This window comes from Nocardioides bigeumensis, assembly GCF_039531755.1.
Classification (GTDB): domain Bacteria; phylum Actinomycetota; class Actinomycetes; order Propionibacteriales; family Nocardioidaceae; genus Nocardioides; species Nocardioides bigeumensis.
Genome location: NZ_BAAAQQ010000002.1, coordinates 144,643 through 170,033, shown reverse-complemented (window position 1 = coordinate 170,033; position 25,391 = coordinate 144,643). Strand labels below are relative to the sequence as shown.

Below are 25,391 nucleotides of genomic sequence, written 5' to 3'. Positions count from 1 at the left end.
CCACGCGAAAGGGGCCCCTGTTCGCGGCCAGCGGAATGAGTCCGCTCAAAGCCACGAGAGCTGCGGAGGAGCCACGGGGAAATGCGGAGGGCCCGCTCCCGGAAGGGAGCGGGCCCCTGCGAAGAGGTGCGGTCAGCCGCTGAACGCGTTGCCGAAGAACTTGCAGTCGGGGACGTCGTCGCGGTAGCCGTGAAGGACGGTCACGACGGCGCCGGACGGCGAGGTGTACTCGACGAACCCGTTGCCGAGACCGCTGACCGTGCTCATCGCGTTGCTGCCGGTGGGGCTGACGCTGCTGGTGCCTCCGGTGCTGACGTTGTCGCCGTTGTCGAGCGTGGAGTGGCGCAGCTGGCCGCCGTTGGCAAACGCCTCGAGGTCAGGGACACCGGCCGGGCAGGACGCCACGAGGTTCAACCCGGACAGGTTCACGAGCGTGACCGCGGGCCCGTCGGCCGCGATGTTCAAGCTGAACTTCGCGACCTCGATGTTGCCGACCTTGGCGGCGTTCGCCGCGTTGGTGGCGTTGGTGGCGGAGTCGGCGAACGTGGCCTTGTCCGCCAGCGTCGCCTTGTCGGCCAACGCCGCCTTGGCGACCGTGAGGCCCGGCGCACGGGCGGTGATCGCCTTGTTTGCCTGAGCCTTCGCGACCTTCTTGGCGATCTTCTTGACCTGCTTCTTGGTCAGCGGAGCGGCTGCCGCGTCGGAGCCCGCCCGGGCGGCTCCGTCCTGCTGGGACGCGACCGCGGTCCCCCCGAGGGCGAGCACGAGCGCCACAGTGGCGACGAGGAAGCCGGTCGACGGCTTCTTGAGCTGGAACGACATGCGAGTGTCTCCTTTGCGCAGAGGTGAGTCCATCCCGATGATGTGAGGGGTTGTCTAGTGCGTACGCACTATCCGGCGATAGCCCGCTCTAGACCGCCTTTGCCCCGGCGGCCGGATCGTCCGGGGCTGTCAGGGGTAGTCACTGCGGCCGTGCGCCACAGGTAGCCGCCGATGTCGGTGGGCGAGGTGTAGCCGCCTCGGCTGGACGGGTCCAGGTCGTCGCGGACGCTGTCCGCCGGCAGCCCGCTCGGCCCGGCCATGGCGACGAAGGACCGCCGCGTGTCCGACGCCCACCCGATGCAGGATCGGCTCAGGCATGCTCGACGAGGGGCGCGGTGGCAGCCGGCAACGACGGACCGTCCCAGGCGCAGCCGCACGAGCCGCGCGTCACGAGGGTGGTGGGCAGCACCTGCGGGTGCACGTCGTAGGTGCGTCCCTCGATCCGCTCGTGCAGCCGGATCGCCGCCCAGTGGCCGACGGCCCGCGTGGGCTGCCGCACCGTGGTGAGCCCGGGCGGCACGAACCGCGCGGTCATGATGTCGTCGAAGCCGGTGACCGCCACGTCGTCGGGCACGCGTACGCCGCGCCGGCTCAGCAGCGAGAGGACCGAGACCGCCAGCTCGTCGTTCGCGCAGACCACACCGTCGAGGTCCGGCACCTCCAACAGGGCCTGCACCGCTGCGGGGCCGGACTGCTCCTCAAGGCGCAGCCGGACGGGCGGGCGGGTCTCCTCCACGCCGGCGCCGGTCAGCGCCTCGCGGAAGCCGGCGTACCGCTCGGTCACGTCGTGGGAGTCTGCGGGGTCGCCGAGGAAGACCAGTCGTCGTCGGTCATGGCCGAGGAGGTGCTCGGTCAGCTCCCGGGACGCATCCTGGTTCTCCACGAGGACCGCGTCACACCCGAGGACGGGGTTGCGCGCGATGAGCACGGTCGGAGTCCCGCGACACACCGCGCGGACGAAGCTGTCGGACACGGTGTCGTTGGCCAGCACCACGCCGTCGACGCGGGCCAGCAACCGACGTACGGCGCCCTCGAGGTCGACCTGCGGACCCGCGAGCTGGATCACGACCGACTGGCCGAGCCGGGCGGCGGCCGACTCGAAGCCGGTGAGGAGCTCGGAGTAATAGGGCCCGACCAGCCCCGGCAGCACCAGCCCGTGGGTCTGGTGCCGCGGCACGTCGACCTTCCTGGCCGCGCGCAGCGGGATGTAGTCGAGGTCCTCCACCGCCTGGAGCACCTTGCGACGCGTCACGGGCGAGGTCGGGGTGGTGCCGCGGAGGACCCGGGAGACCGTCGCGATGGACACCCCGGCACGGTCGGCCACGGTGTAGATGGTGACCGGACGCTCGTCAGCCGCAGCACCGGGCTCGGGACTCGACAAGAAGGCTCCTTCCAGGAGGCCCTCAGCGTAGATGGGTCCGCAGCCCGGATCGACACGTCGAGGCTGGAGATGGGCTCGTCGGCGGTCATGTAAGTACCTTCATGGAGGACCTGTTGCGAGACGGCGTCTTCTTACACGTATTTACACGCGCCTTCCCCCTGACGATCGATCGTCGGTAACTGGTAGGCATGAGTGCCATGAGCCGTGACCAGGCTTCTCTCGGGAACGATCCACTGTCCATCCACTCGGCCGCCGTCCACTCGGCCTCCGTCCACTCGGCGCCCATCAAGTCGGCGGCCGGCCTCGTCGTCGAGGCCGCGTCGCACGGCGGCCTGACGCGCTTCGAAGCCGCGTCCGGCGGCGACCCGATCAGCCTGCTGCTCTACCCCGCAGGCATCGCCGAGGCGGGCCCTACCAACGTGCACCTGCGCCGCCACGACGACGAGGGCCCGCGTCACCGACCCCTGCTCGGACCGCTCTCGCCCGGGACCGTCGACGTGGTCGACGGCGCGCTGGTCGCCACCGGCCGATGGGACGGCCTCGCCTACAAGCTGACCCTCGAGCTGGCCGGCGGGGGGACGGACGGGCAGACGGACGGGCAGACGGACGGGCAGAGGGACGGGCAGACGGAAGGGGCGCTGGCGTGGCGGTGGGCACTGCAGGTGACCAACCACGGCGAAAGCCCGGTCCGGCTGGACGCTGTGCTCACGCAGGACCCTGCCCTCGCCCACCCGGACGCGGTGCACACCAACGAGTACTACGTGAGCCAGTACCTCGACGTCTCCCCTGTCGACACGGACGCGCACGGGACCGCTCTCGCCGTCCGTCAGAACATGCCGGGACCGGCGGCACCATGGCTGCTCGTCGGCTGCCTCGACCGCGCCGTCGGCTGGGCCACGGACGCGCACCAGCTCCTCACCAGGACGCCGCGAGGCGCCCTCTGGACCGGGCTCGACGTGGACCTTCCGTCGCGGCGGCTCCAGCACGAGCACACGCTGGTCGCCCTCCAGGCCGAAGCGGTCGACCTTCCGGCCGGGCACACCGTCGCCCTCGGCTTCGCGGGCCTGCTGCTGCGCGACCACCCCGACGCCACCGGGCCGGGCGACGCCCACCACCTCGACACCGCCCTGGCGGCCTTCGCACCACTGACGCCGGCTCGGGTCGAGGCCCCCTCCACGCTGCCGGACACCGGCCCCGACACAGACACCGACACCGGCCGTCTCCTGGCCTGCGCTCCGGTGCTCGAGTGCCGAGAGCTGACCGCGCTCGAGCTGGCGGACCTGGGCCTGACCGGCACCGTCGGCTGGGTCGAGGAGGGCCATCAAGCGGACGGCTCTCAAGAGGCGGGCGACCACTGGGCCGCGTGGCAGTGCGCTCGCGGCGAGGTCGTGACGGCGGCCAAGGAGCTCGCCGTGCTGCGGCCGCACGGGCAGCTGCTCCGCACCGGCGACACCCTGACCCCCGACGCCGGCAGCCTCACCTCGACCGTCTGGATGGGCGGCGTCTTCCACTCCCAGGTCACCCGGGGGCACGTGGGCCGCGAGCCGCTGTTGAGCGGTCGACGGTCATACCTCGGCCTGTTCCGCCACCACGGACTGCGTCTGCTGGTCGACACGGGCGCGGGCTGGCGCCTCCTGGAGACGCCGAGCGCCTGGTGCCTCGGGCTGGACGCTGCCTGGTGGTGGTACGCCACGGGGGACGGCGGGCTGATCGAGGTCACGTCCCGCGCTCCGGCAGCCGCGCACGAGCTGGCGCTCGAGGTGCGCGTCCTGTCCGGTACGCCGCCGCGGGTGCGCGCCACCCTGCACCTCGACCGTGACGCCCGCGTCGACGACTGGACCGTCGACGGCGGTGACGCAATGGCGACCAGGGACGCCGAGTGGATCGTCCTCGACGCTCCCGCTCTCGGGGACCAGCCGTGGGTGCTGCGACTGACGTCCAGCCGCGACGACGATCACGACCAGGACGGGGACCCGGCGCAACGGTGGGGACAGCAGTTCTGGCAGTCGGTGACCGGTTCGCTCGTCGTGGAGGCCCCCGCAGGGGGCCCGGCCGCCGACCAGGTGGCCTCGCTCGCCGCCGCGGCCCCGTGGTTCGCCCACGACGCCTTGGTCCACTACCTCTCGCCCCGCGGTCTCGAGCAGTTCAGCGGCGGTGGTTGGGGCACCCGGGACGTCTGCCAGGGCCCGGTCGGCCTGCTGACCGCGCTGGACCGGCACGACGTCGTCCGCGACGTGCTGCTGCGGATCCTGCGCGCGCAGAACGCCCGGGGCGACTGGGCTCAGGCCTTCGAGTTCACGGCCCCGCCTGCCGGATCGGCTCACCACGGCCAGCAGGACTCGCACGGCGACGTGGTCTTCTGGCCGCTGCTCGCCGTCGGCGAGCACCTGCAGGCGACCGGCGACGCGAGCCTGCTCGAGGAGAAGGTGCCGTTCGTCGGCGACGACGGACCGACCGAGCCCGCGACGGTCGAGGAGCACCTGCGCTGCGCGGTCGAGCGCATCCAGGCGATGGCCGTCCCGGGCACAGCGCTGCCGGCGTACGGCCACGGCGACTGGAACGACTCCCTCCAGCCCGCCGACCCGCGGCTGGCCGAGCAGCTGGCGTCGGTGTGGACCGCCGTCCTGCAGGTGCAGGCCCTCGACGCACTCGCGGCCGGGCTCGTCACCACCGGCGCGGCGGCATCGCTGGCGGCGACGGCGGCGGAGATGTCGGCGCGCACCCGCGCCGAGATCGGCACGACCGCGCTCATCGACGGCGTGCTGCCGGGCTACCTGCTCTTCGACGACACCGACGTCGGGTCCGCCCCCGAGCCGCTGGTGCACCCGCGCGACGGGCGGACCGGTCTCACCTTCGGCGTGCTGCCATGGATCCACGCCATCGCCTCCGACGTGCTCGGCCCCGACGACGCCGCCCGGCACCTCGCGCTGATCGAAAAGCACCTGCTCGGTCCGGACGGCGCGCGGCTCTTCGACAAGCCGGTGGCCTACCGTGGCGGCCCGATGGAGGTCTTCCAGCGCGCCGAGGCCAGCACGTTCTGGGGCCGGGAGATCGGGCTGATGTACATGCATGCCCACCTGCGGTACGCCGAGGCGCTGGCCCGCGTGGGCGACGGGGCGGGTCTGCTGCGCGCCCTGGCCCAGGTGAGCCCGTGGGGGCTGAGCGACCGGGTCCCGCAGAGCCGGCCGCGCCAGCGCAGCTGCTATTACTCCTCCTCCGACGGCGCCTTCTCCGACCGCGCCGACGCCTCGGCTCGCTACGCGGACCTCATGGCGGGCGAGGTTCCCCTCGAGGGCGGCTGGCGGGTCTACTCCTCCGGCCCCGGACTCGCGCTGCGCCTGGTGGTCGAGCGGCTCCTCGGCGTACGCCGCCGGGCCGGTCTAGTCGAGATCGACCCGGTCCTGCCGCCCGAGGCCGACGGCCTCGTCGCCCTCGTCCGGGTGGGCGGTCACCAGGCGCGCCTCCAGTACGCGGTCGGGCCCGAGGGTGTCGGCGTCCGGCGCGTCACGGCGGGCGACCGCGAGCTGGAGCTGTCCGCGCTGAGCAACCCGCACCGCCGCCCCGGCGCGACCGTGCGCACCGACGACCTGGTGGCGGCCGTCGCCGCCGGGCACGACCTCCACGTGGAGACCTTCTGATGGATGCCCCCGCAGCACCCTGGTTCGACCCTGCCCTCGACCCGGTTCGCGACCTGGAGTCCCGCGTCGCCGCCTTGATGGCCGAGATGACGCTCGAGGAGAAGGTCGGCCAGACCCACCAGGTCGCCAACATCGACCTCGCCGCCGACACCGACACGCTGCGTGCCGGCGGGATCGGCTCCAGCCTGTACGCCTCCGGCGCCACCGCGGGCAACATCCGCGACGAGGGCGTCCTGGCCGGGGTGATCGACGAGATCCAGGAGCAGGCCGTCGGCGGCAGCCGCCTCGGCATCCCGGTCCTCTTCGGCCGCGACGTGATCCACGGCCACCGCACGGTGGTCCCCATCCCGCTCGGACTGGCCGCCTCGTTCGACCCCGATCTGGTGCGCGACTGCGCCGAGGCCGCTGCCCGAGAGGCGGCCGTCGACGGGATCGCCTGGACCTTCGCCCCGATGATGGACATCTCCGAAGAACCGCGCTGGGGACGCGTCGCCGAGTCGTTCGGCGAGGCACCGGTGCTCGCCGGCCGGATGGCGGCGGCGGCGGTGGCGGGCTTCCAGGGGGACGACCCGTCGTCACCCGACCGGCTGGGCGCCTGCGCCAAGCACTTCGTCGGCTACGGCCTGTCGGCGGGCGGGCGCGACTACGACACGGTGTCCGTCGGCGAGAACACCCTGCGCAACCTGCACCTGCGTCCGTTCCGCGACGCCGTGGACGCCGGGGTGCTCAGCGTGATGGCGTCCTTCAACGACGTCGACGGCACTCCCATGCACGCTCACCGGCGGCTCCTGCGCGACGTCCTGAAGGACGAGTGGGGCTTCGACGGCGTGGTGGTCGCGGACTGGAACGGCATCGGCCAGATCGTGTCTCAAGGCGTGGCGACGGACAACCGGGAGGCGGCCCGGCTGGCGATCGTGGCCGGCGTCGACCTCGACATGGTCAGCGGTGCCTACCGCGACCACCTCGCCGACCTGGTGCGCTCCGGCGAGGTCGCCGAGGAGCTCGTCGACGACGCCTGCAGACGGGTGCTGCGGATGAAGTTCCGCCTGGGCCTCTTCGACGGGTCGGCGACGCCCGAACGCCGACCGACGGGCAACGAGCCCACCCCCGAGTCCCGGACCCTCGCCCGGCGCGCCGCCCACGCCGCCCACGTGCTGGTGCGCAACGAGGGGGTGCTGCCGCTCGACAGTGACGGCACGGTCCTGCTGACCGGTGCGTTCGTCGAGGAGGGCGACGCACTGCTGGGCACGTGGGTGCTCGACGGGCGCGGCGACGACGTCGTCACCCCGGCCGCGGCCCTGAGCGAGGCGCTCGGCGACCGGCTGACCGTCGACCAGGGCCGGTTCGCCGACGAGACGCTCAAGCTCACCCGCACCGCCGACACCACCGTCGTGCTCCTCGGCGAGCACCCGGGCCGCTCCGGCGAGGCCAACTCCGTCGTCGACCTCGGCCTGCCCCCCGGCCAGCTCGACGGGCTGCGTGCGCTGGCCGGTCTGGGCAAGCCGCTCGTCGCGGTCGTCTACACGGGCCGCCCGCTCGACCTCACGGCCGTGCTCGACCTGGCCGACGCCGTGCTCGTCGTCTGGCACCCCGGGGTCGAGGCCGGTCCCGCCCTGGCCGAGGTGCTCACCGGTGCCAACCCCCCGGTCGGCCGGCTGCCGATGACGTTCCCCCTCTCGACCGGCCACATCCCGACCAGCACCCACCAACGGCCCACCGGGCGGCTGATCCGGGCTGACGTCGACCACCAGGAGGGTCGCTACGTCGATGCGCTGACCCATCCCCGGCTGCCGTTCGGTCACGGGCTGACCTACTCGTCGGTGTCGTACGACGCGCCCATGCTGTCTGCCCCCGGAGTGGCCGCCGACGGGTCCGTCACCGTCTCCGTGCGGGTGACCAACACCGGCCATCGCGACTGCGGAGAAGTGGTCCAGCTGTACTTCCGCGACCCGGTGGCCCGCGTCACCCGTCCGCTCGTGGAGCTGCTCGACTGGCGCCGGGTCGAGCTGGGCGCCGGCGCGAGCGAGGACGTGACGTTCGAGGTGTCCGGTGCGGCGTTCGTCTACTTCGGACCCGACCACGTCGCCCGCCTCGACGCGGGCGAGATCGTGCTGATGACCGGTCCCGACGCCGCCCACCTGCAGTCGGTCTCACTGAGCGTCACCGGCACCGACCCCACCTGGGCGGGGACGCCGTGATCGAGCTGAGCGCGAAGCAGCTGCTCGTCGACGGACGGCCGCGGCTGGTCTTCGCAGGGCTCGACCGAGACGGCTTCGGCTGACGCTGCCGCGCTGTTGGTTCACGAGCGCGGCCGAGCAGGTCACTCCTTGTCGGAGGACTCCTCGGCGGGCGTCTCGTCGGGCTCGTCCCCGTCGACCTCGGCCACCGGCTCGCCGATGGTGCCGTCGGGCAGGAGGTTCTTCAGCTCGACACGGTTGCCGGAGGCGTCGGTGACCGTCGCGGACTCCACGATCTGCGCGAGCGCCTTGCCCCGGCGGATCTCGGCGACCAGCTCGGGGATGTGGTTGTGCTCGAACATGTGGTTCGCGAACGACTGCGGGTCCTGCCCGGACTGCTGCGCGCGCCGGATGATGTGCTCCTGGAGCTCCGCCTGCTCGATGCCGATCTCGTCCTTCTTGGCGATCTCGTCGAGCAGGATCTGGCCGACCAGGGAGTCGCGGGCGTGCCGCTCGTTGTCCGCCTCGAACTCTTCGAGGGTCTGGCCCTCTTCCTCGAGATAGGCGTCCATCGTCAGCCCGGCGTACGCCAGCTGCTGCTCGATGTTGCGCCGGCGGGCGGTGACCTCCTCGTCGACGAGCGCGTCGGGGAGCGGCACGTCGACCTTCGCGATGAGCGACTCGAGGACGGCGTCGCGGGCAGCGGCGGCCTGTTCGAGTCGCTTGCCGCGGCCGAGCCGCTCGCGCACGTCGTCGGTGAGCTCGCCGATGGTGTCGAACTCGCTGGCCTGCTGGGCGAAGTCGTCGTCGAGCTCGGGGAGCTCCTGCTCCTGGACCTGCGCGACAGAGACAGCGACCTCGACGTCCTGTCCGACCAGGTCGCCGCCCACGAGCTGGGAGGTGAACACCTTCTCCTCGCCGGCGCTCATGCCGAGCAGGGCCTCGTCGAGCCCGTCGAGCATGCCGCCGCGACCCACCTTGTAGGACATCCCGGCGACCTCGGCACCCTCGACGGCCTCGCCGTCCTGGGTGGCCTTGAGGTCCATGACCACGAAGTCGCCGTCGGCGACCGGGCGCTCGACGTCGCTCAGGGTGGCGAACCGCTCGCGCAGGGCGTCGAGCTGCTCGGTGACGTCGTCGTCGCTGACGGTGATGTCGTCGACGGTCGCCGACAGGTCGTCGTAGGACGGCAGCTCGACTTCGGGCCGGATGTCGACCTCGGCGGTGAACTCCAGGGACTCGTTGTCTTCGAGCTTGGTGACCTCGATCTCGGGCTGGGCCAGCGGGACCAGGTCGTTCTCGCGCAGCGCCTCGGCGTACGCCTTCGGGACCACGTCGTTGATCGCCTCGTTGAGCACCGCCCCGCGGCCGACCTGGCGGTCGATCACCATCGGCGGGACCTTGCCGCGGCGGAAGCCGGGGACGTTGATCTGCTGGGCGATCTGCTTGTACGCCGCGTCGAGGCTCGGCTTGAGCTCCTCGAAGGGCACCTCGACGGTCAGCTTGGCCCTGGTCGGGCTCAAGGTCTCGACGGCGCTCTTCACAGGTGTTTCTCCGATCAATGCCAAGGGATGTGGTGCAGGGACTGGTGCTCAGTGACTGGGGGTGCGGGCGGCGGCCTCAGACGAGTCACACGCCCGGCTGCGGACACGCGTCGCGGATCCCCCGGGAAGCCATCCGCCAGCGTAGTGCACGCCTGTAAGCGGCCCGAATCGAGACGTCCGGGCGTCGGTGGAACTGGTCGGGGCGACAGGACTCGAACCTGCGGTCTCCTGCTCCCAAAGCAGGCGCGCTAGCCACTACGCTACGCCCCGGTTTCAGCGGTCCCCGGCGCCAGGTTCTGGACATCGGGAGCCGTCTGGAGCGGATGACGGGAATCGAACCCGCGTAGCCAGTTTGGAAGACTGGGGCTCTACCATTGAGCTACATCCGCGCGCTGGCCCCGGACGGCGTGAACAGTCTCACGACCAGCGGGTGTCATGGTGCCAGAGCGGCCCGGCGCGTCCCAATCGGCTGCCCCTCCGGGGCTGGGCTCAGCGTCGGTGGAGCACCAGCAGCGCCCGGTCGTCGTGGCGCGAGCCGAGCGTCTCGATCAGCTTCTCGATGCCCTGGGTGTCGAAGCCGGAGCGCAGCACCCGCTCCGCCTGGCCGAGCAGCCGGTCGATGCCGAGCCCCATGTCGCGCGTCGGCGTCTCCACCAGGCCGTCGGTGTAGAGCATGATCGCGTCGCCGCGGCGCAGCTGGCCGTGCACGCAGGCGTACGTCGTGTGCGGGATCAGCCCGAGAGCGGGCCCCTCCGAGGGCACCGCCGACCAGCGCCCGATGCCCGCGTTGAGCTTGACCGCGGGCGGGTGTCCGGCGCTGCGCACCTCGATGACGCCGGTCTTCAGGTCGACCGAGAGGTGGATCGCCGTGGCGAAGCCCTCGGCCCACTCCTGCTGGAGCAGGTAGTCGTTGGCCGCCTCCAGGAACATGTGGGGCGGCACCGCGCCGAGCAGGCCGCCGAAGGCCCCGGACAGCTGCAGCGCGCGCACGCCCGCCTGGGCACCCTTGCCCGACACGTCGACGACGGCGATCTCGAGCCGCTGACCGTTGCCCGGACGCGCCGCGACCACGAAGTCGCCCGCGAACGGCGTACCTCCCGCGGAGCGGAGCACCACCTCGGCGTACCAGTCGCCCGGCAGCCGCGGGAGGTTGCTCACCCGCATGATCCGGTCGCGCAGCTCGACGAGCATCGACTCTCCCCGCGAGCCCGCGACGCCGAGCGTCGTACGACGGAAGGAGATGACCAGGAAGATGAAGCCGACGACGAAGATCAGGCCGTAGGACACCATGAGCCGGGCGCCGAGCTCCGCCTGCAGGGGCACGCTGAGCGCGACGAAGCCGAGGCTGGCCACGACGAACCACGGCAGCTGGCGCGGGCCCAGCGTCACCGAGCCCAGGGTCAGCGGCAGCAGGATCACGCTGGGCGGCAGCCACTCGGGCCACACCGCGATCGCTGTCGCGAAGGCGATGCTGAGGGCCATCAGGACGAGGAACGGCCCGCTCTCGGACTCCTCGAGGCCGCGCGCCCAGGAGAGCCAGCGGCGACGGAGAAGGCCCCCGGGACGCGCGATCTCCACGCGTTCAGCGCTCATGAGGGGTGGTCCTTCGGGCGTTCAGTGGCGTGGTGGTCGCCCTACTGTAGAGCGCGCGAGCGGTACACGCGCTGACAATGCCCACACCAGAACAGGTTGCGCCCGGCCAAGACGTCGGAGCGCACCGCCTTCCCGCAGACCAGGCACGGCTGGCCGGTGCGCCGATAGACGTAGACCTCGCTCCCGTGCCGGTCCTGCCGCGGCGGGCGCCCCATCGCCTCCGGCGTGTGCTCGGGCCGCACGGTGTCGATGCGTCCGGTGCGCACGCCTTCGGCCATCAGCACGACCAGGTCGTCCCAGATCGCCTGCCACTGCCCGCGCCGCAGCGTCCTGCCCGGGCGCAACGGGTGGATCCGGTGCCGGAAGAGCACCTCGCAGCGGTAGATGTTGCCGACGCCCGCGGTGACCTGCTGGTCGAGCAGGAGGTCACCGATCGGGCGGCTGCTCCTGGAGATGCGCGCCCAGGCGCGCTCGGGCTGCGCGTCGGGGCGCAACGGGTCGGGCCCCAACCGGGCGATCACCTCGTCGCGCCGGGCGGCGCCCACGAGGTCGACGACGATGGCCCCGCGAAGGTCGGCGTACGACGTGTCGCGGGCGTCGCGAGCGGCCAGCCGCAGGCGCACCTCACCGACGGGCGGCGGCAGTTCGTCGGCGCCGGTGACGATGTCCAGCTTGCCGATCAGCCCGAGGTGGATGTGCACGAAGCGGGCCACGCCGAGATGGTCGAGCTCGACGAAGAGGTGCTTGCCGGCCGAGTCGGCGCCGACCAGGAGGGTGCCGTCGAGCTGTTCGGCGTCCGCGGCGAAGCGGCCGTTGGGCGAGCTGACCCCGACCACACGACCGGCGAAGGCGTCCGTCAGCGCATCCGCGAGCCGGCGGAGGGTGTGTCCCTCAGGCATCCGGCCCGAGACCCTGCGCGCTCTCGGGGAGCGGCGGCAGCGTGCCGGTGGACTCGTAGTCGGCCAGCATGCCGATGCGGCGCACGTGCCGCTCGTCGCCACTGAACGGGGTGGCCAGGAAGATCTCGACGAAGCGCGTCATGTCCTCGAGGGTGTGCATCCGGCCGCCGACGGAGATCACGTTGGCGTCGTTGTGCTCGCGGGCCAGGCTGGCCGTCTCGTCGGACCAGGCCAGCGCCGAGCGCACGCCCGGCACCTTGTTGGCCGCGATCTGCTCGCCGTTGCCGGAGCCTCCGACCACGATGCCGAGCGCCTCGACGCCGGCCTCCTGGTCGCGCACGACCGCGGCCGCGGCGCGCAGGCAGAAGACGGGGTAGTCGTCGAGCGCGTCGTAGACGAACGGTCCGTGGTCGACGGGTTCGTGACCGAGCTCGGTCAGCCGGGCGAGCAGGTGGGCCTTGAGCTCGAGGCCGGCGTGGTCGGACCCGATGTGGACGCGCATGCCCAAAGTCTGCCAGCGGGTCTCTCAGACGGGTCGGTCAGGCGGCACCGTCAGTCGGGTGGCCCGGACACGAGGGGCAGGAGGTCGGCCGCGATCGCGTCGCCGTTCGGCCCGCGGACCTCCGGTACGCCGGCCGGGGGGTGCGCGCCGGCCGACTCGGCCTTCTCGGTCGGCGTGCCGTGGCTCAGCACCTGCTGGGCGGCCGACAGCTCCCGCAGGGCGATCGCGCGGACGCGATCGGGATGCTTGACGGCGAAGTCTGCGTAGATCTCCGGGTCGTGCTGCCCGTCGTCGCCCACGAGCAGCCACCGGATCGACGGGAAGTCCGCGACGAGCGACTCCAAGCAGGCGTGCTTGTGCTCCTGGCCGCTGCGGAACCAGCCCGTGTTCGTCGGCCCCCAGTCCGTGAGCATCAGCGGCCCGGGCGGGTAGCCGTGGCGAGCCAGGAAGCGCGACAGCATCGGAGCGGTGTTCCAGGCGCCAGTGGAGACGTAGACCGTCGGCGCTCCGGGGCGCCGGCCCAGCACGGCGTCGTACAGCGAGGCCATGCCGGGCACCGGCCGGCGCGACCGCTCCTGCACGACGAACGTGTTGTACGCCGCCAGCAGCGGCCGCGGCAGCGAGGTCTGCAACACGGTGTCGTCGATGTCGCTGACCAGCCCGAAGGTCTGGGCGGGGTCGACCGACAGGATCGGCGCGACGGAGGGTTCGGAGCCGGGGGCGGTCAGCGTCGCCTCGATCCAGCCCGGCTCGAGCCCGGAGACCGGCAGCCGGAGGTCGACGTGCCCGGATCGATCGGTGCGTGTCGAGTACGTCGCTCCCCCGATCTCGACGACCACCTCGACGTCCATCGCCTCGGCGGTCAGGAAGTTGCGCCAGCCCCGGCGGTAGGCGCGGCGCTCGTCCCGCTCGGCCCCCAGGCGCGGGTCCGCGTCGGGGCCCAGGACCACCCGCGCGAGCACGCGCACGAACCCGTCGGCCCCCGCGCGGGCATAGCCCGTGTGCGGCACCACGAGGTGCCGCCAGCCACGCGACCGCAGCGCGCCGCCGAGTGCGCGGTTCCAGCCGTCCTCGACGGCACCGGCGAGGTGGGGTCGGGTCATGACGGGCCGGTACCCGCCGCAGGCGGCTCGAAACGTCTCAGGAACCTGGCCACGTCGGCCAGAGCGGGCTCGCCCTGGTCGTTGTCGTCATGGCGCCAGAACCCGTGCCCGACCCCGGGGTAGACCACGACGTCGGTCGGCACGCCGTCACCGGCGAGCCGGTCGGCGAGCAGCCGACCCGGTGGCGTGAGCACGTCGAGCTCGGCCAGCTGCAGGAGGGCGGGCGGCAGACCGGCGTACGACGCCGCGAGCAGCGGGTCGGCGCGCAGGTCGCCGGCCGCCCCCTGGCCCTGGAGGTACATCCGCCAGAACCACACCAGGTCCTCCATGCCGAAGTCGGGGTCCGGGACCGACCGGTCGTAGCTGTCGCAGGACGGGTCGAGGAACGGGTAGACGAGCAGCTGCCCGACGAACCGGTCCGGATGCCGCAGCGCGACGGTGAGCGCCAGGTTGGCGCCGGCCGAGTCGCCGCCGACGACGAGGCGGTGGCGGCCCTGCGCTTCGGTCAGCAACCAGTCGGCGACCTGCTCGGCGTCGTCCACCGCCGCAGGGAACGCGTGCTCCGGCGCCCGCCTGTAGTGCACCGCCAGCACCGCCCAGCCCGACCGGTTGACCATCCGGCGGCAGTGCGCGTCGTGAGTGTCGAGGTCGCCGTACACGAAGCCGCCGCCGTGGAAGTAGAGCAGCACGCCCCTCGGCTCGGTCGGTGAGTAGAACCGGCACGGGACGCCGCCCGCGTCGACGTCACGCACCGACGCGATCTGCTCTCGGGGCTCGACGGCCGCGTCCTCGGCCGCCCCTGCCCGGGTCTCCGCGACCTCAGCCCGGTCCTTCTCGGTCACCTCGCCCGTCATGCGGTCAGCCTGTCAGGCTGGGCGGCCCCACAGGAGGGCAACAACCGCGCAATTGTCTGGTTGTGGTCCTGATTCGGGTCCTGGCCGGACAACAACCCAGCAATTGCACGGTTGTGGCCCAACGATCAGCCCGGGACGCGAGCCAGCTCCTCGTCGACCACCGACGGGTCGAGCTTGGTGAAGATCGGTGTCGGCTTCTCGACCTTCGCCCCCACCGTGACCGGGCGGCTCTCCCACGCCGGAGTCGCGGAGTAGTCGCCGGTGATGATCGGGTAGAAGTCGAGCCCCGCGCCGTGGCCGGGATCGAGCTCCTCGACGGTCTCGGTGCGCGGCATGGGCATGAAGACACCCTCTCCTCCGAAGGTCGTCCAGACCTTGTTGGACGCGTGCGGGAGCACCGGTGCGAGCAGGGTGTTGCAGTCGAGGACGCACTGCGCGGCGACGTGCAGCACGGTGCCGAGGCGCTCGCGCTGCGACTCGTCCTTCATCTTGTAGGGCTCGGTGACGGTGAGGTACTTGTTGACCTCGCCCACGACGCGCATCGCCTCGGCGGTCGCGGCGCGCAGGCGGTGCCGGCGGAGCAGGTCGCCGACCGATTCGAAGCCGGCGCGCACGGCGGCCAGCACCTGCTCGTCCACGGGCTCGAGGGGTCCGGCCGCGGGGATCTCGCCGAAGCTCTTGGCCACCATCGTCGCGGTCCGGTTGACCAGGTTGCCCCACCCGGCGACCAGCTCGGAGTTGTTGCGGGTCACGAAGTCCGCCCAGGTGAAGGGCGCGTCGGAGGTCTCGGGGCCGGCGGCGCAGATCCAGTAGCGCAGGGCGTCCGGGCCGTAGCGGGCCAGGAAGTCGCCCACGAGGAGCACGTGTCCGCGGCTGGTCGAGAACTGCTGGTCCCCCATGGTCAGGAACTCGCTCGACACGACCTCCGTGGGCAGGTTGAGCTCGCCGTAGGCGCCCGGTTCGCCACCACGGTCGCCGCGGCCGTCGTACGCCAGCAGCTCGGCCGGCCAGATGACGCTGTGGAAGACGATGTTGTCCTTGCCCATGAAGTAGTACGCCAGGGCGTCGGCGTCGTTCCACCAGTCGCGCCAGCGATCCGGCTGGTCGAGGCGTCGCGCCCACTCGATGGACGCCGAGAGATAGCCGATGACCGCGTCGAACCAGACGTAGAGCCGCTTGGTCGGCTGGTCGCGCCACCCGTCGAGCGGCACCGGGATGCCCCAGTCGATGTCGCGCGTCATCGCCCGCGGCTTGAGGTCCTCGACGAGGTTCTTGGAGAACTTGATGACGTTGGGCCGCCAGGTGCCGCTAGCGTCGCGCTCGTCGAGCCACTCCCCCAGCGACTCGGCCAGCGCGGGCAGGTCGAGGAAGAAGTGCTGCGTCTCCACGAACTCGGGCGTCTCGCCGTTGATCTTGCTGCGCGGGTTGATCAGGTCGATGGGGTCGAGCTGGTTGCCGCAGTTGTCGCACTGGTCGCCGCGCGCGTCGGCGTACCCGCAGATCGGGCAGGTGCCCTCGATGTAGCGGTCGGGCAAGGTGCGCCCGGTCGACGGGCTGATCGCGGCCTGCGCCGTCTGCTCGACCATGTAGCCGTTGCGGTGCACGGTCTCGAAGAGCTCCTGCACGACGAGGTAGTGGTTGCCGGTCGTCGTCCGCGTGAAGAGGTCGTACGACAGCCCGAGGTCGACCAGGTCCGAGACGATGATCGCGTTGTTCTTGTCGGCCAGGACACGGGCCGAGACGCCCTCCTGGTCGGCGGCCACCAGGATCGGCGTCCCGTGCTCGTCGGTGCCCGAGACCATCAGGACATCGTGGCCGGCCATCCGCATGTACCTGCTGAAGACGTCGGAGGGCACACCGAAACCGGCCACGTGGCCGATGTGGCGCGGGCCGTTGGCGTACGGCCAGGCGACGGCGGACAGGACATGACTCATGGACCAGAGCCTAGTAACGACGCGCGACACCTCGACGGTCCGCCCATTAGCGTTGCCGGCATGGCCCCGACCGACGAGTCCGCATGACGCTGATCGCGGAGGACCTGCTCCTCCTCATGCTCGACGACGACACCGGCACCGTGCAGGGCAGCGTCGAGCTCACCCCGTTGCTGGGAGGGGCGCTCCTGGCGGAGCTGGCTCTGATGGACGCCGTCAGGATCGGCGAGAAGAAGGGCCTCTGGGTGCCTGCCAAGGTCCGGATCAGCATGGCCGACGCGCCCGACCTCCCCCCTCGCGACCCGTTGCTGGCGGAGGCCTTCCAGCTGGTCCACGAGAAGGACAGGTCCGCGCAGGACCTGGTGGGCCGGCTCGGCAAGGGCGCGCGCGACAAGCTCACCACCCGCCTGGTCGACGCCGGCATCCTCGAGCGCAAGGAGTCGAAGATCCTCGGCATCTTCCCCCGCACCACCTGGCCGGCGGCCGACCGCAGGCACGAGGAGGCGCTGCGCCGCGACCTCACCGCCGTGCTGGTCGAGGGCACCGAGCCGGACCCGCGGCTCGGCACCATCGTGGCTCTCCTCGTCGCCGCCGGCCGCGCCCACAAGACCGTGCCACACCTCGGTGTGACCGATCGCGACGTCAAGGCACGCGCCAGGGCGGTCGCCGAGGGCAACTGGGCGGCCAAGGCGGTCAAGGACGCCATCGACGCGGTCACCGCCGCCACGATGGCGGCGGTCACGGCCGCGGCCACCGCTGCGGCCATCGGGACGGGGGGCTCGTGAGCGCGACACCGGCGGGGAAGCCGACGGCTGCCCTCGACGAGGCGACGCGTCCCACCGTGCGACTCGGGTTGAGCCTGACCCCGGCCCAGCAGGCGGCCGGGACGCACCTGCGCCAGATCCACGACGTCTTCCGGGCCGAGCTCACCGGCCTCGAGGCGCGGGTGGGCGAGGTACGCCGCGGCGAGGGGTCGGCCTCCGACGTCCGCGAGTCGGTCAGCCAGCTCGCGGCCGCGCTGGGCGCGGCGGGCGGGACGACGCTGTCGCAGCACTGCGCGCAGCTGTGCCGCTTCGTGACCATGCACCACTCGCTCGAGGACTCGGCGATGTTCCCCGCCCTCGGCGCGCACGCGAGGGTCAAGCCGGTCGTCGACCGTCTCGCCGAGGAGCACGTCGTCATCCACGAGCACCTCGAGCACGTCGACGCGCTCGCGTCCCGCGTCGACGCGGACCCCGACGTGCTGCCCGACCTCGAGGAGGCCGTCGGCACGTTCGCGCGTGTCCTGCGCTCGCACTTCACCTACGAGGAGACCGAGCTCGCTGAACCGCTCGGCCTGCTCGGCATCATGTAGCAGTCGGCGTACCGGGCCTCAGTCGAAGGACAGGTCGCCGGTGCGGCTGCGCTTGAGCTCGAAGAAGGACGGCACCTTGGACAGCGTGACGGTGGCGTCCCAGATCACGCCGGCCTCCTCGCCGCGCGGGATCTTGTTGAGCACCGGGCCGAAGAAGGCCGCGCCCTCGAAGGCGATCGTGGGCGTGCCGACGTCGTCGCCGACCTGGTCCATGCCCTCGTGGTGCGAGGCGATGACGTACGCGTCCCACGCCTCGTCGTCCATCGCGTCCACCAGCGCCGGGTCGAGCTCGGCCCGGGCCAGCGCCTGGACGACGAGATCCCGGTCCTTGGGGTGCTTCTCGTGGTGGATCAGCTCGCCGAAGGCGGTGTAGAGCCGGTCGAGCACCTCGGCGCCGTACCGGTCCTCGGCGGCGACCAGGACCCGGACGGGACCGCGGGTCGGCTCGAGGAAGCCGCGGTACTCCTCCGAGATGTCCCCGGACTCGACTCGGTGTTGGTTGAGGTACGCCAGCGACATCACGTGCCAGGTGACCTTGATGTCGCGCACCTCCTGCACCTCCTTGATCCAGCGGGACGTGATCCAGGCGAACGGGCAGGCGGGATCGAACCAGAAGTCGGCATCGCTCATGTCAGTCCCAGCAAAAACGGACCATGGTCCTATTCCCGTTGCTTCGGCCAGCACCGAAGTCGTTGTCCGGCGCCGAGGAGCGGATGACATGATCGCCTCCATGCCTGGAACCAACCTGACCCGGGACGAGGCCGCTACCCGCGGCGCACTCCTGGACGTCGACTCCTACGCCATCGACCTCGACCTCACCGTCGGCGACAAGGTCTTCGAGAGCACCACCGTGATCCGGTTCGGGTGCACTCAGCCCGGGAGCTCGAGCTTCGCCGACCTGCACGGCGCCTCCACCGTGCACGAGATCACGCTCAACGGCAGTCAGCTGGAGGTGCACGACGTCTATCGCGACCACCGGATCAGGCTCGACGACCTCCAGACCGACAACGAGCTGCGGGTGCACGCCGAGATGCCCTACAGCCACACCGGCGAGGGCCTGCACCGGTTCGTCGACCCGGCCGACCAACGCGTCTACCTCTACTCCCAGTTCGAGGTGCCCGACGCCCGGCGCGTCTACACCACCTTCGAGCAGCCCGACCTCAAGTCCGTCTTCACCTTCAACGTCACCGCCCCGGGTCACTGGGTCGTCGTGTCCAACGCGCCCACGCCCGACCCCGAGGACCTCGGTGACGGCAAGGGGCTGTGGCGGTTCCCGACCACCGAGCGGATGTCCACCTACATCACCGCACTCGTCGCGGGCGAGTACCACCGCGTCGACGACGTCTACGAAGGCAAGCACGGCACCATCGAGCTCGGGCACTTCTGCCGCCAGTCACTCGCCGAGCACCTCGACCACGACGAGCTCAACAAGGTGACCAAGCAGGGCTTCGCGTTCTTCGAGCAGGCCTTCGACTTCCCCTACCCCTTCGGCAAGTACGACCAGCTCTACGTGCCGGAGTACAACATGGGCGCGATGGAGAACGCCGGCGCGGTGACCTTCCGCGACGAGTACCTCCCCCGGTCCCGGCAGACGCACTCCTTCTACGAGCAGCGCGCCAACACCGTGCTCCACGAGATGGCGCACATGTGGTTCGGCGACCTGGTCACCATGAAGTGGTGGGACGACCTGTGGCTCAACGAGTCCTTCGCCGAGTGGGCCTCCCACCACGCCATGGTCGAGGCCACGGAGTACACCGAGGCGTGGACCGGCTTCACCAACGCCCGCAAGAACTGGGCCTACCGCCAGGACCAGCTCCCCTCGACGCACCCGATCGCCGCCGACAACCACGACCTCCACGCCGTCGAGGTCAACTTCGACGGCATCACGTACGCCAAGGGCGCCTCCACGCTCAAGCAGCTGGTTGCGTGGGTCGGCATCGACGAGTTCCTCGTCGGCCTGCGCGACTACTTCAAGGCGCACGCGTTCTCGAACTCCGAGTTCAGCGACCTGCTCGAGTCGCTCGAGAAGACGTCCGGACGTGAGCTCGACTCATGGGCCAAGGAGTGGCTGCAGACCTCGGGCGTGAACACCCTGGCTCCGCGGTTCGAGGTGGGCGACGACGGCGCCTACACCTCGTTCTCGGTCGTGCAGACCGCTGCGCCGGAGTTCCCGACGATCCGCCGGCACCGCATCGGGGTCGGTCTGTACGACGTCCAAGGAGCACCCGGTCACGAGCACTTCGTGCGACGTACGTCGCTCGAGATCGACGTCGTCGGCGAGCTCACCGAGGTGCCGGACCTCGTCGGCCAGACCCAGCCCGACCTGCTGCTGCTCAACGACGGCGACCTCACCTACGCCAAGATCCGCCTCGACGAGCGGAGTCTGGCCACCGCGGTCGCCAACATGGACAAGTTCGACGACTCCCTCGCCCGGGCGCTGTTGTGGGGCGCCGCCTGGGACATGACCCGTGACGCCGAGATGACCCCGACCGACTTCGTGCGGCTCGTGCTCAACGGCATCGGCGCCGAGTCCGACATCACCGCTGTCGAGCGGTTCCCGATGTACGCGCAGCTGGTCGTCAACTACTACTCGGACCCCGCTGGTCGCGACGCGTTGCGCGCCTCGTGGGAGCAGGGGGTGCGCGAGCTGCTGCTCGACGCGGCGCCCGGCTCGGACCACCAGCTCGCGTTCGTGCGGGTGTTCGCGTCAGCGGCTCGTTCCGACGAGGCCCTCGACTTCGTGGCCGCCCTGCTCGACGGTTCGCAGACGCTCGACGGCCTGGTCGTCGACACCGACCTCCGGTGGACGCTGCTGTCCTCGCTGGCCCGCGGAGGCCGGGCCGAGGAGGACCGCATCAACGAGGAGCTGTCGCGCGACAACACCATCTCCGGCCAGGAGCACGCCGCGCTCGCGCGCACCGTGCGCCCGACCGCCGAGGCGAAGGCCGAGGCCTGGCGCGACGCCGTCGAGCGTGACGACGTCGCCAACGAGACGATGCGCCAGATCGCCTACGCGTTCCCGGTGAGCGGCCAGGAGGACCTGCTCCAGCCCTACCTCGAGAAGTACCTCGAGATGGCCGAGACGGTCTGGGAGGAGAAGGGCGTGCAGCGTGCGTCCACCGCCCTCGAGCTGATGTTCCTGCGTCCCCTCATCTCCGCCGAGACGATCGCGCGGCTCGACGAGTGGCTCGAGACCTCCGAGGCCAACCCGGCCGCGAAGCGCTACGTGCGCGAAGGGCGCTCCGACATGGCCCGCGCGCTCGCGGCGCAGGCCAAGGACGCCGAGGCGCGGTAGGGCTACTCGCCCGCGTGCAGCGTCTCGGGCGCGCGGGCGTGCTCGGCGAGCATCGAGACCCCACGCCTGATGCCGCCCACGAGGTCGCCCGCGGCGAAGGCCGACTGCATCTCGAGGACGGCAAGACCGACGGCCGAGTCGGTGAGCGTACGCCGCACCGTCGAGCCGGTCACGACCTCGATCACCTTGGCGCGGGGGTCGACCAGCACCAGCACGCTGCGGTCGGGCACCACCAGCGAGGAGTGCAGGCGCGTCGCGTGCCGCCGCGGGTCGATGCCGGCGGCCCCCACGAAGACGGAGAACTCGCACCTGCTGGCCTGCTCCGCGGCGCGGATCGCCCGGTCGATCTCGAAGCGCTGCGCCGCGCTCAGCTCACCAGCTGCCACTGGCCCCACCCGACTCCTTGGCGGGCGTGCCGGACTCGAGTGCGTCCGGCCCCCCGCGGCGGCCGCCGAACCACTGGTCGCCGCCCGGCTTCTCCGGGCCCAGCCGCTCGCCGCGCGCCAGGGACGGGGCGAGGACGAGCAGCGCGATCAGGACGACGAGGCCGAGCGGGGCGAAGACGTAGATGAACAACCCGTCCAGCAGCGGGATCGACGGCGGCGTCGGCCAACCGTCGGGGACGTCGGCGAGCGCTGGCGGTCCGGCCAGCACCAGGCCGGCCGAGAGGGCGACGGCGGCGACGCGCGCCGTCGTACGAAGGGCGGGTCTGCGTGAGGTCGTCACGCGCGACAGACTAGTCCAATGTTGACTCAGGTCACCGCCGGCGAGTTCTTCACCGACGCGACGCACTGGCTGGTCGGGAAGCCGCTGCGGGTCTTGGCGATGTTCGTCATCGCACTGGTGGTGCGGTGGTTCACGCACCGGGCGATCGACCGCTTCGTGCGCAGCGCCGAGGACGGCATCCTCCCGCAGCGGCTGAGCAAGATCTCGGTCCGCGGCGTGTCGCTCGGCGACGCGCTGTCGCTGGACGACCCGGGCACGACCCGGCGGGTGCAACGGGCCCAGACCCTCGGCAGTCTCCTGAAGAGCATCGCGAGCGGCGTCATCTTCGCGATCCTCTTCGTCACGATCCTGGCCGAGGTCGGCGTCAACATCGCGCCGATCCTGGCCAGCGCCGGCATCCTCGGCGTCGCGCTCGGCTTCGGCGCGCAGAGCCTGGTGAAGGACTTCCTCGCCGGGATCTTCATGATCTTCGAGGACCAGTTCGGCGTCGGCGACTCCATCGACCTGGCGACGGTGTCCGGCACGGTCGAGGCGGTGACGCTGCGGGTCACCCGGCTGCGTGACGTCAACGGCACGGTCTGGTACATCCGCAACGGCGAGATCCTGCGCGTGGGCAACCAGAGCCAGAACTGGGCGCGCACGGTCCTCGACATCCCGGTGGTGCCCAGCACCGACCTGGTCAAGGTGCGTGCGGTGCTGCAGGAGGTCGCCCACGACCTCTGGCTCGACGAGGACTTCACCGGGGTCGTGCTCGAGGAACCGGAGGTGTGGGGCGTCCAGGAGCTGACGTCGGAGGCGATGACGGTCCGGCTGACGCTCAAGACGGCACCGCTCTCGCAGTGGCGGGTCGCGCGGGAGATGCGCGAACGGGTCAAGGCCCGCTTCGAGCACGAGGGCATCGCCCTGGCCCCCGCGCCCGCCCCGTGAGAGCCGCTGACCGACCCCTCGGCACAATGGACAGGTGACCGAGGCAGCACAGACCACCTTCTACGACGAGATCGGCGGGTTCGAGACGATCCGCAGGATCGTCGAGGGCTTCTACGAAGAGGTGGCCCACGACGAGGTGCTGCGGCCGCTCTACCCCGAGGAGGACCTGGGCCCGGCGGCCGAGCGCTTCACGCTGTTCCTCGTGCAGTACTGGGGTGGTCCCACGACGTACTCCGACACCCGCGGCCATCCGCGCCTGAGGATGCGACACGCGCCCTTCCGCGTCACCCCCGACGCACGCGACCACTGGCTCGCCGCCTTCCGCAAGGGCCTGGACGGCGTCGCGCTCACGCCCGAGCAGGACGCGAAGTTCTGGACCTACGTGACGTACGCCGCTCAGTCGATGGTCAACACGCTCGACTGAGTCGCGTCAGGGCCGCCTGGCGCACAGGCTCCGGGAGTGCGGCCGACCGGCCAGCCGCCGGGTCGAACCACACGAGCACGACCCGGGCCTGCGCCAGGACCGCGTCGCCGTCGCGGATCTCGCTCGACAGCTCCAGGGACCGGTCGCCGACCCGCGACACCCACGAGAGGCAGTCGTAGGGGTCGGTGTTGAAGAGGATCGGCTGGCGGTACTGCACGTCGGTCCGCGCCACCACGGACCGCTCGCTCACGCCCGCGCCGGGCAGCTCCCGGCCGAACGTGGCCAGCAGCGGGATCCGGGCCTCCTGGAGGTACTCGAAGTACTTCACGTTGTTCACGTGACCGTAGGCGTCCACGTCGGACCAGCGGACGCGGACGGGGAAGTGCTCGGCCGAGGGCGGCGGTGGCTCCGGCCGACTGCCGTCAGGGGCTCCGCGCAGCGTCGGGGCCTCGCCGAGGAAGGGCTCGAGCGTCGCTCGCTCCTCAGGCGTGAGGCGTCTGGGGCGCGCCGTGCCGAAGACGTACGGCGTCAGCACCGTGGTCGCCCGGAGGTGCACGACTCGCCCCTCGGGGGTCTCGTCCACCACCTCGTAGGCCACCGTGAAGCTCGCGGCGCGGATCTGGGTCACCCATGTCTCGATCCGGACGGGCGCGAACCTGAACTCCAGCGGGCGGACGTACTCCACCTCGTGCCGCACCACCACCACGCCGTCGGCGAGGTCGTCGGCGCGCCGGTCCCGCGCGTGCACGCGAAGCATGTCGACGCGCGCCTCCTGGAGGTAGTCGACGTAGACGACGTTGTTGACGTGGCCCAGCAGGTCGAGGTCGGCCCAGCGCATGGGGCAGTCGTAGACGTGGCGCACACCACCATGCTGGCAGCGCGACCCGTCGTTAGTGTGGGCGGCATGCCTGAGGCCGTGATCGTCGCAACCGCCCGCTCCCCCATCGGCCGCGCCGGCAGAGGCTCGCTGGTCGACCTTCGCCCCGACGACCTGACGGCGCAAGTGGTGCGTGCGGTGCTCGACAAGGTCCCCGCGCTCGACCCGCACACGATCGACGACCTGCTCCTCGGCTGCGGGCGGCCGGGCGGGGAGAGCGGGTTCAACATGGCCCGCGTGGTCACCGTGCTGCTCGGCCTCGACGACGTGCCAGGCGCCACCCTCACCCGCTACTGCGCGTCGTCGACCCAGACCACCCGGATGGCCTTCCACGCGATCAAGGCCGGTGAGGCCGACGTCATCGTGTCCGCAGGGGTCGAGACGGTCTCCCGCTACGACCGCGGCACCTCCGAGGCGGGGGCCAACCGCAACGACGTCTTCGCCGAGGCGATCGCGCGATCGGAGTCGGCGTCAGCCGGGGGCGCCGGCACGTGGCACGACCCCCGCGAGGACGGCGCCCTCCCCGACGTCTACATCGCGATGGGCCAGACGGCTGAGAACGTCGCCACGCTGCGCGGGCTGCGGCGCGAGGAGCTCGACGAGTTCGGCGTCCGGTCGCAGAACCTCGCGGAGAAGGCCATCGCGGACGGCTTCTGGACCCGGGAGATCACGCCGGTCACGCTGCCCGACGGCACCGTGGTGTCGACCGACGACGGCCCGCGTGCGGGCGTGACGTACGACGCCGTGTCACAGCTCAAGCCCGTCTTCCGACCCGACGGCGTGGTCACCGCCGGCAACTGCTGCCCGCTCAACGACGGCGCCGCCGCCGTGGTCGTCATGTCGGACACGAAGGCGGCCGAGCTGGGGCTCACCCCGCTCGCCCGGATCGTCGCCACGGGCGTGTCGGGTCTCTCCCCCGAGATCATGGGCCTGGGCCCGGTCGAGGCCAGCCGCCGGGCGCTGGCGCACGCCGGCATGACCATCGACGACATCGACCTCGTCGAGATCAACGAGGCGTTCGCGGCGCAGGTGGTGCCGTCGTACCAGGACCTCGGCATCGACCTCGACCGCCTGAACGTCAACGGCGGCGCGATCGCGGTCGGCCACCCCTTCGGGATGACCGGGGCCCGTCTGCAGGCCACGATGCTGAACTCGCTCGACTGGCACGACAAGAGCACCGGTTTGATCACCATGTGCGTCGGCGGTGGGCAGGGCATGGCGCTCATCCTCGAGCGGCTCGCCTGACGCAGTGACGTCACCTTGACAGGGTGCGCCTGACGCCAGGCGCTGAGCTGTCGGTGTGGCGCTGCCGGGACGGGCGCGGGCGGTTCCTAGACTTCGCAC

21 protein-coding genes and 2 tRNA genes are annotated in these 25,391 nt (G+C 71.5%); 8 read left to right on the top strand and 15 right to left on the bottom strand.

Annotated features, from left to right (window positions below; translation table 11 throughout):
- Positions 1–132 precede the first annotated feature (132 nt).
- Entirely contained in the window at positions 133–822 is a 690-nt protein-coding gene (locus ABD295_RS02050; RefSeq protein WP_344301931.1) for a hypothetical protein, read from the bottom strand.
- A 310-nt stretch (positions 823–1,132) separates the two neighbouring features.
- A complete protein-coding gene (locus ABD295_RS02045) occupies positions 1,133–2,203 on the bottom strand; it encodes a LacI family DNA-binding transcriptional regulator (RefSeq protein ID WP_344301930.1) in 1,071 nt (356 codons plus the stop codon).
- A gap of 197 nt (positions 2,204–2,400) precedes the next feature.
- Here ABD295_RS02045 and ABD295_RS02040 point away from each other — a divergent pair, with 197 nt between their 5' ends.
- Positions 2,401–5,841, top strand: a complete 3,441-nt coding sequence (locus tag ABD295_RS02040) for a GH36-type glycosyl hydrolase domain-containing protein (RefSeq protein ID WP_344301928.1) — start codon at positions 2,401–2,403, stop codon at positions 5,839–5,841.
- Positions 5,841–8,039, top strand: a complete 2,199-nt coding sequence (locus ABD295_RS02035; protein ID WP_344301927.1) for a glycoside hydrolase family 3 N-terminal domain-containing protein — start codon at positions 5,841–5,843, stop codon at positions 8,037–8,039. Before ABD295_RS02040 ends, ABD295_RS02035 begins: the two co-directional genes overlap by 1 nt.
- Before the next feature lie 122 nt (positions 8,040–8,161).
- Here ABD295_RS02035 and tig read toward each other — a convergent pair whose 3' ends face one another.
- The 9 genes from tig to metG form a co-directional block, all read right to left on the bottom strand.
- Positions 8,162–9,562 (bottom strand): trigger factor, encoded by a 1,401-nt coding sequence (gene tig, locus ABD295_RS02030; protein ID WP_344301926.1) that lies wholly within the window; start codon positions 9,560–9,562, stop codon positions 8,162–8,164.
- Between the two features lie 194 nt (positions 9,563–9,756).
- Positions 9,757–9,832 (bottom strand) — tRNA-Pro (locus tag ABD295_RS02025).
- Positions 9,833–9,877: 45 nt separating this feature from the next.
- Positions 9,878–9,951, bottom strand: a tRNA-Gly gene (locus ABD295_RS02020).
- Between the two features lie 100 nt (positions 9,952–10,051).
- On the bottom strand, positions 10,052–11,155 hold the full coding sequence (locus tag ABD295_RS02015) for a PP2C family protein-serine/threonine phosphatase (protein ID WP_344301925.1): 1,104 nt from the start codon (positions 11,153–11,155) through the stop codon (positions 10,052–10,054).
- A gap of 41 nt (positions 11,156–11,196) precedes the next feature.
- Positions 11,197–12,054 (bottom strand): Fpg/Nei family DNA glycosylase, encoded by an 858-nt coding sequence (locus ABD295_RS02010; protein ID WP_344301924.1) that lies wholly within the window; start codon positions 12,052–12,054, stop codon positions 11,197–11,199.
- Positions 12,047–12,556 (bottom strand): ribose-5-phosphate isomerase, encoded by a 510-nt coding sequence (locus ABD295_RS02005; protein ID WP_344301923.1) that lies wholly within the window; start codon positions 12,554–12,556, stop codon positions 12,047–12,049. The genes ABD295_RS02010 and ABD295_RS02005 overlap by 8 nt, the downstream gene beginning before the upstream one ends.
- 50 nt (positions 12,557–12,606) lie before the next feature.
- Positions 12,607–13,659, bottom strand: coding sequence for an App1 family protein phosphatidate phosphatase (locus ABD295_RS02000; RefSeq protein ID WP_344301922.1), 1,053 nt, complete (start codon positions 13,657–13,659; stop codon positions 12,607–12,609).
- The gene (locus ABD295_RS01995) at positions 13,656–14,513 is read right to left on the bottom strand and encodes an alpha/beta hydrolase (RefSeq protein WP_344301921.1); all 858 of its coding nucleotides are present in this window, start codon (positions 14,511–14,513) and stop codon (positions 13,656–13,658) included. Before ABD295_RS01995 ends, ABD295_RS02000 begins: the two co-directional genes overlap by 4 nt.
- Positions 14,514–14,638: 125 nt before the next feature.
- Complete coding sequence (gene metG / locus ABD295_RS01990; RefSeq protein ID WP_344301920.1) at positions 14,639–16,447, bottom strand: methionine--tRNA ligase; 1,809 nt, start codon at positions 16,445–16,447, stop codon at positions 14,639–14,641.
- Positions 16,448–16,530: 83 nt separating this feature from the next.
- Here metG and ABD295_RS01985 point away from each other — a divergent pair, with 83 nt between their 5' ends.
- Positions 16,531–17,229, top strand: coding sequence for a GOLPH3/VPS74 family protein (locus ABD295_RS01985; protein WP_344301918.1), 699 nt, complete (start codon positions 16,531–16,533; stop codon positions 17,227–17,229).
- Entirely contained in the window at positions 17,226–17,798 is a 573-nt protein-coding gene (locus ABD295_RS01980) for a hemerythrin domain-containing protein (protein WP_344301917.1), read from the top strand. Before ABD295_RS01985 ends, ABD295_RS01980 begins: the two co-directional genes overlap by 4 nt.
- 18 nt (positions 17,799–17,816) lie before the next feature.
- On the opposite strand, the gene ABD295_RS01975 is transcribed toward ABD295_RS01980, so the two are convergent.
- Positions 17,817–18,428, bottom strand: a complete 612-nt coding sequence (locus tag ABD295_RS01975; protein ID WP_344301916.1) for a mycothiol-dependent nitroreductase Rv2466c family protein — start codon at positions 18,426–18,428, stop codon at positions 17,817–17,819.
- Between the two features lie 100 nt (positions 18,429–18,528).
- On the opposite strand from ABD295_RS01975, the gene pepN reads away from it, so the two are divergent.
- Complete coding sequence (gene pepN, locus ABD295_RS01970; RefSeq protein WP_344301915.1) at positions 18,529–21,093, top strand: aminopeptidase N; 2,565 nt, start codon at positions 18,529–18,531, stop codon at positions 21,091–21,093.
- A gap of 2 nt (positions 21,094–21,095) precedes the next feature.
- Here the strand turns inward: pepN and ABD295_RS01965 are convergent, their stop codons facing one another.
- Both ABD295_RS01965 and ABD295_RS01960 read right to left on the bottom strand, forming a co-directional pair.
- A complete protein-coding gene (locus ABD295_RS01965; RefSeq protein WP_344301913.1) occupies positions 21,096–21,479 on the bottom strand; it encodes a DUF5130 family protein in 384 nt (127 codons plus the stop codon).
- On the bottom strand, positions 21,466–21,819 hold the full coding sequence (locus tag ABD295_RS01960; RefSeq protein ID WP_344301911.1) for a hypothetical protein: 354 nt from the start codon (positions 21,817–21,819) through the stop codon (positions 21,466–21,468). The genes ABD295_RS01965 and ABD295_RS01960 overlap by 14 nt, the downstream gene beginning before the upstream one ends.
- 18 nt (positions 21,820–21,837) lie before the next feature.
- Between ABD295_RS01960 and ABD295_RS01955 the strand changes: the two genes are divergently transcribed.
- Entirely contained in the window at positions 21,838–22,746 is a 909-nt protein-coding gene (locus ABD295_RS01955; protein WP_344301910.1) for a mechanosensitive ion channel family protein, read from the top strand.
- Between the two features lie 34 nt (positions 22,747–22,780).
- On the top strand, positions 22,781–23,170 hold the full coding sequence (locus ABD295_RS01950) for a globin (RefSeq protein WP_344301909.1): 390 nt from the start codon (positions 22,781–22,783) through the stop codon (positions 23,168–23,170).
- Here ABD295_RS01950 and ABD295_RS01945 read toward each other — a convergent pair.
- Positions 23,154–24,032, bottom strand: coding sequence for an acyl-CoA thioesterase (locus tag ABD295_RS01945; protein WP_344301908.1), 879 nt, complete (start codon positions 24,030–24,032; stop codon positions 23,154–23,156). The two genes, ABD295_RS01950 and ABD295_RS01945, sit on opposite strands and share 17 nt — an antisense overlap.
- A gap of 42 nt (positions 24,033–24,074) precedes the next feature.
- Between ABD295_RS01945 and ABD295_RS01940 the strand changes: the two genes are divergently transcribed.
- Positions 24,075–25,292, top strand: coding sequence for an acetyl-CoA C-acetyltransferase (locus ABD295_RS01940; protein ID WP_344301907.1), 1,218 nt, complete (start codon positions 24,075–24,077; stop codon positions 25,290–25,292).
- Positions 25,293–25,391: the final 99 nt, after the last annotated feature.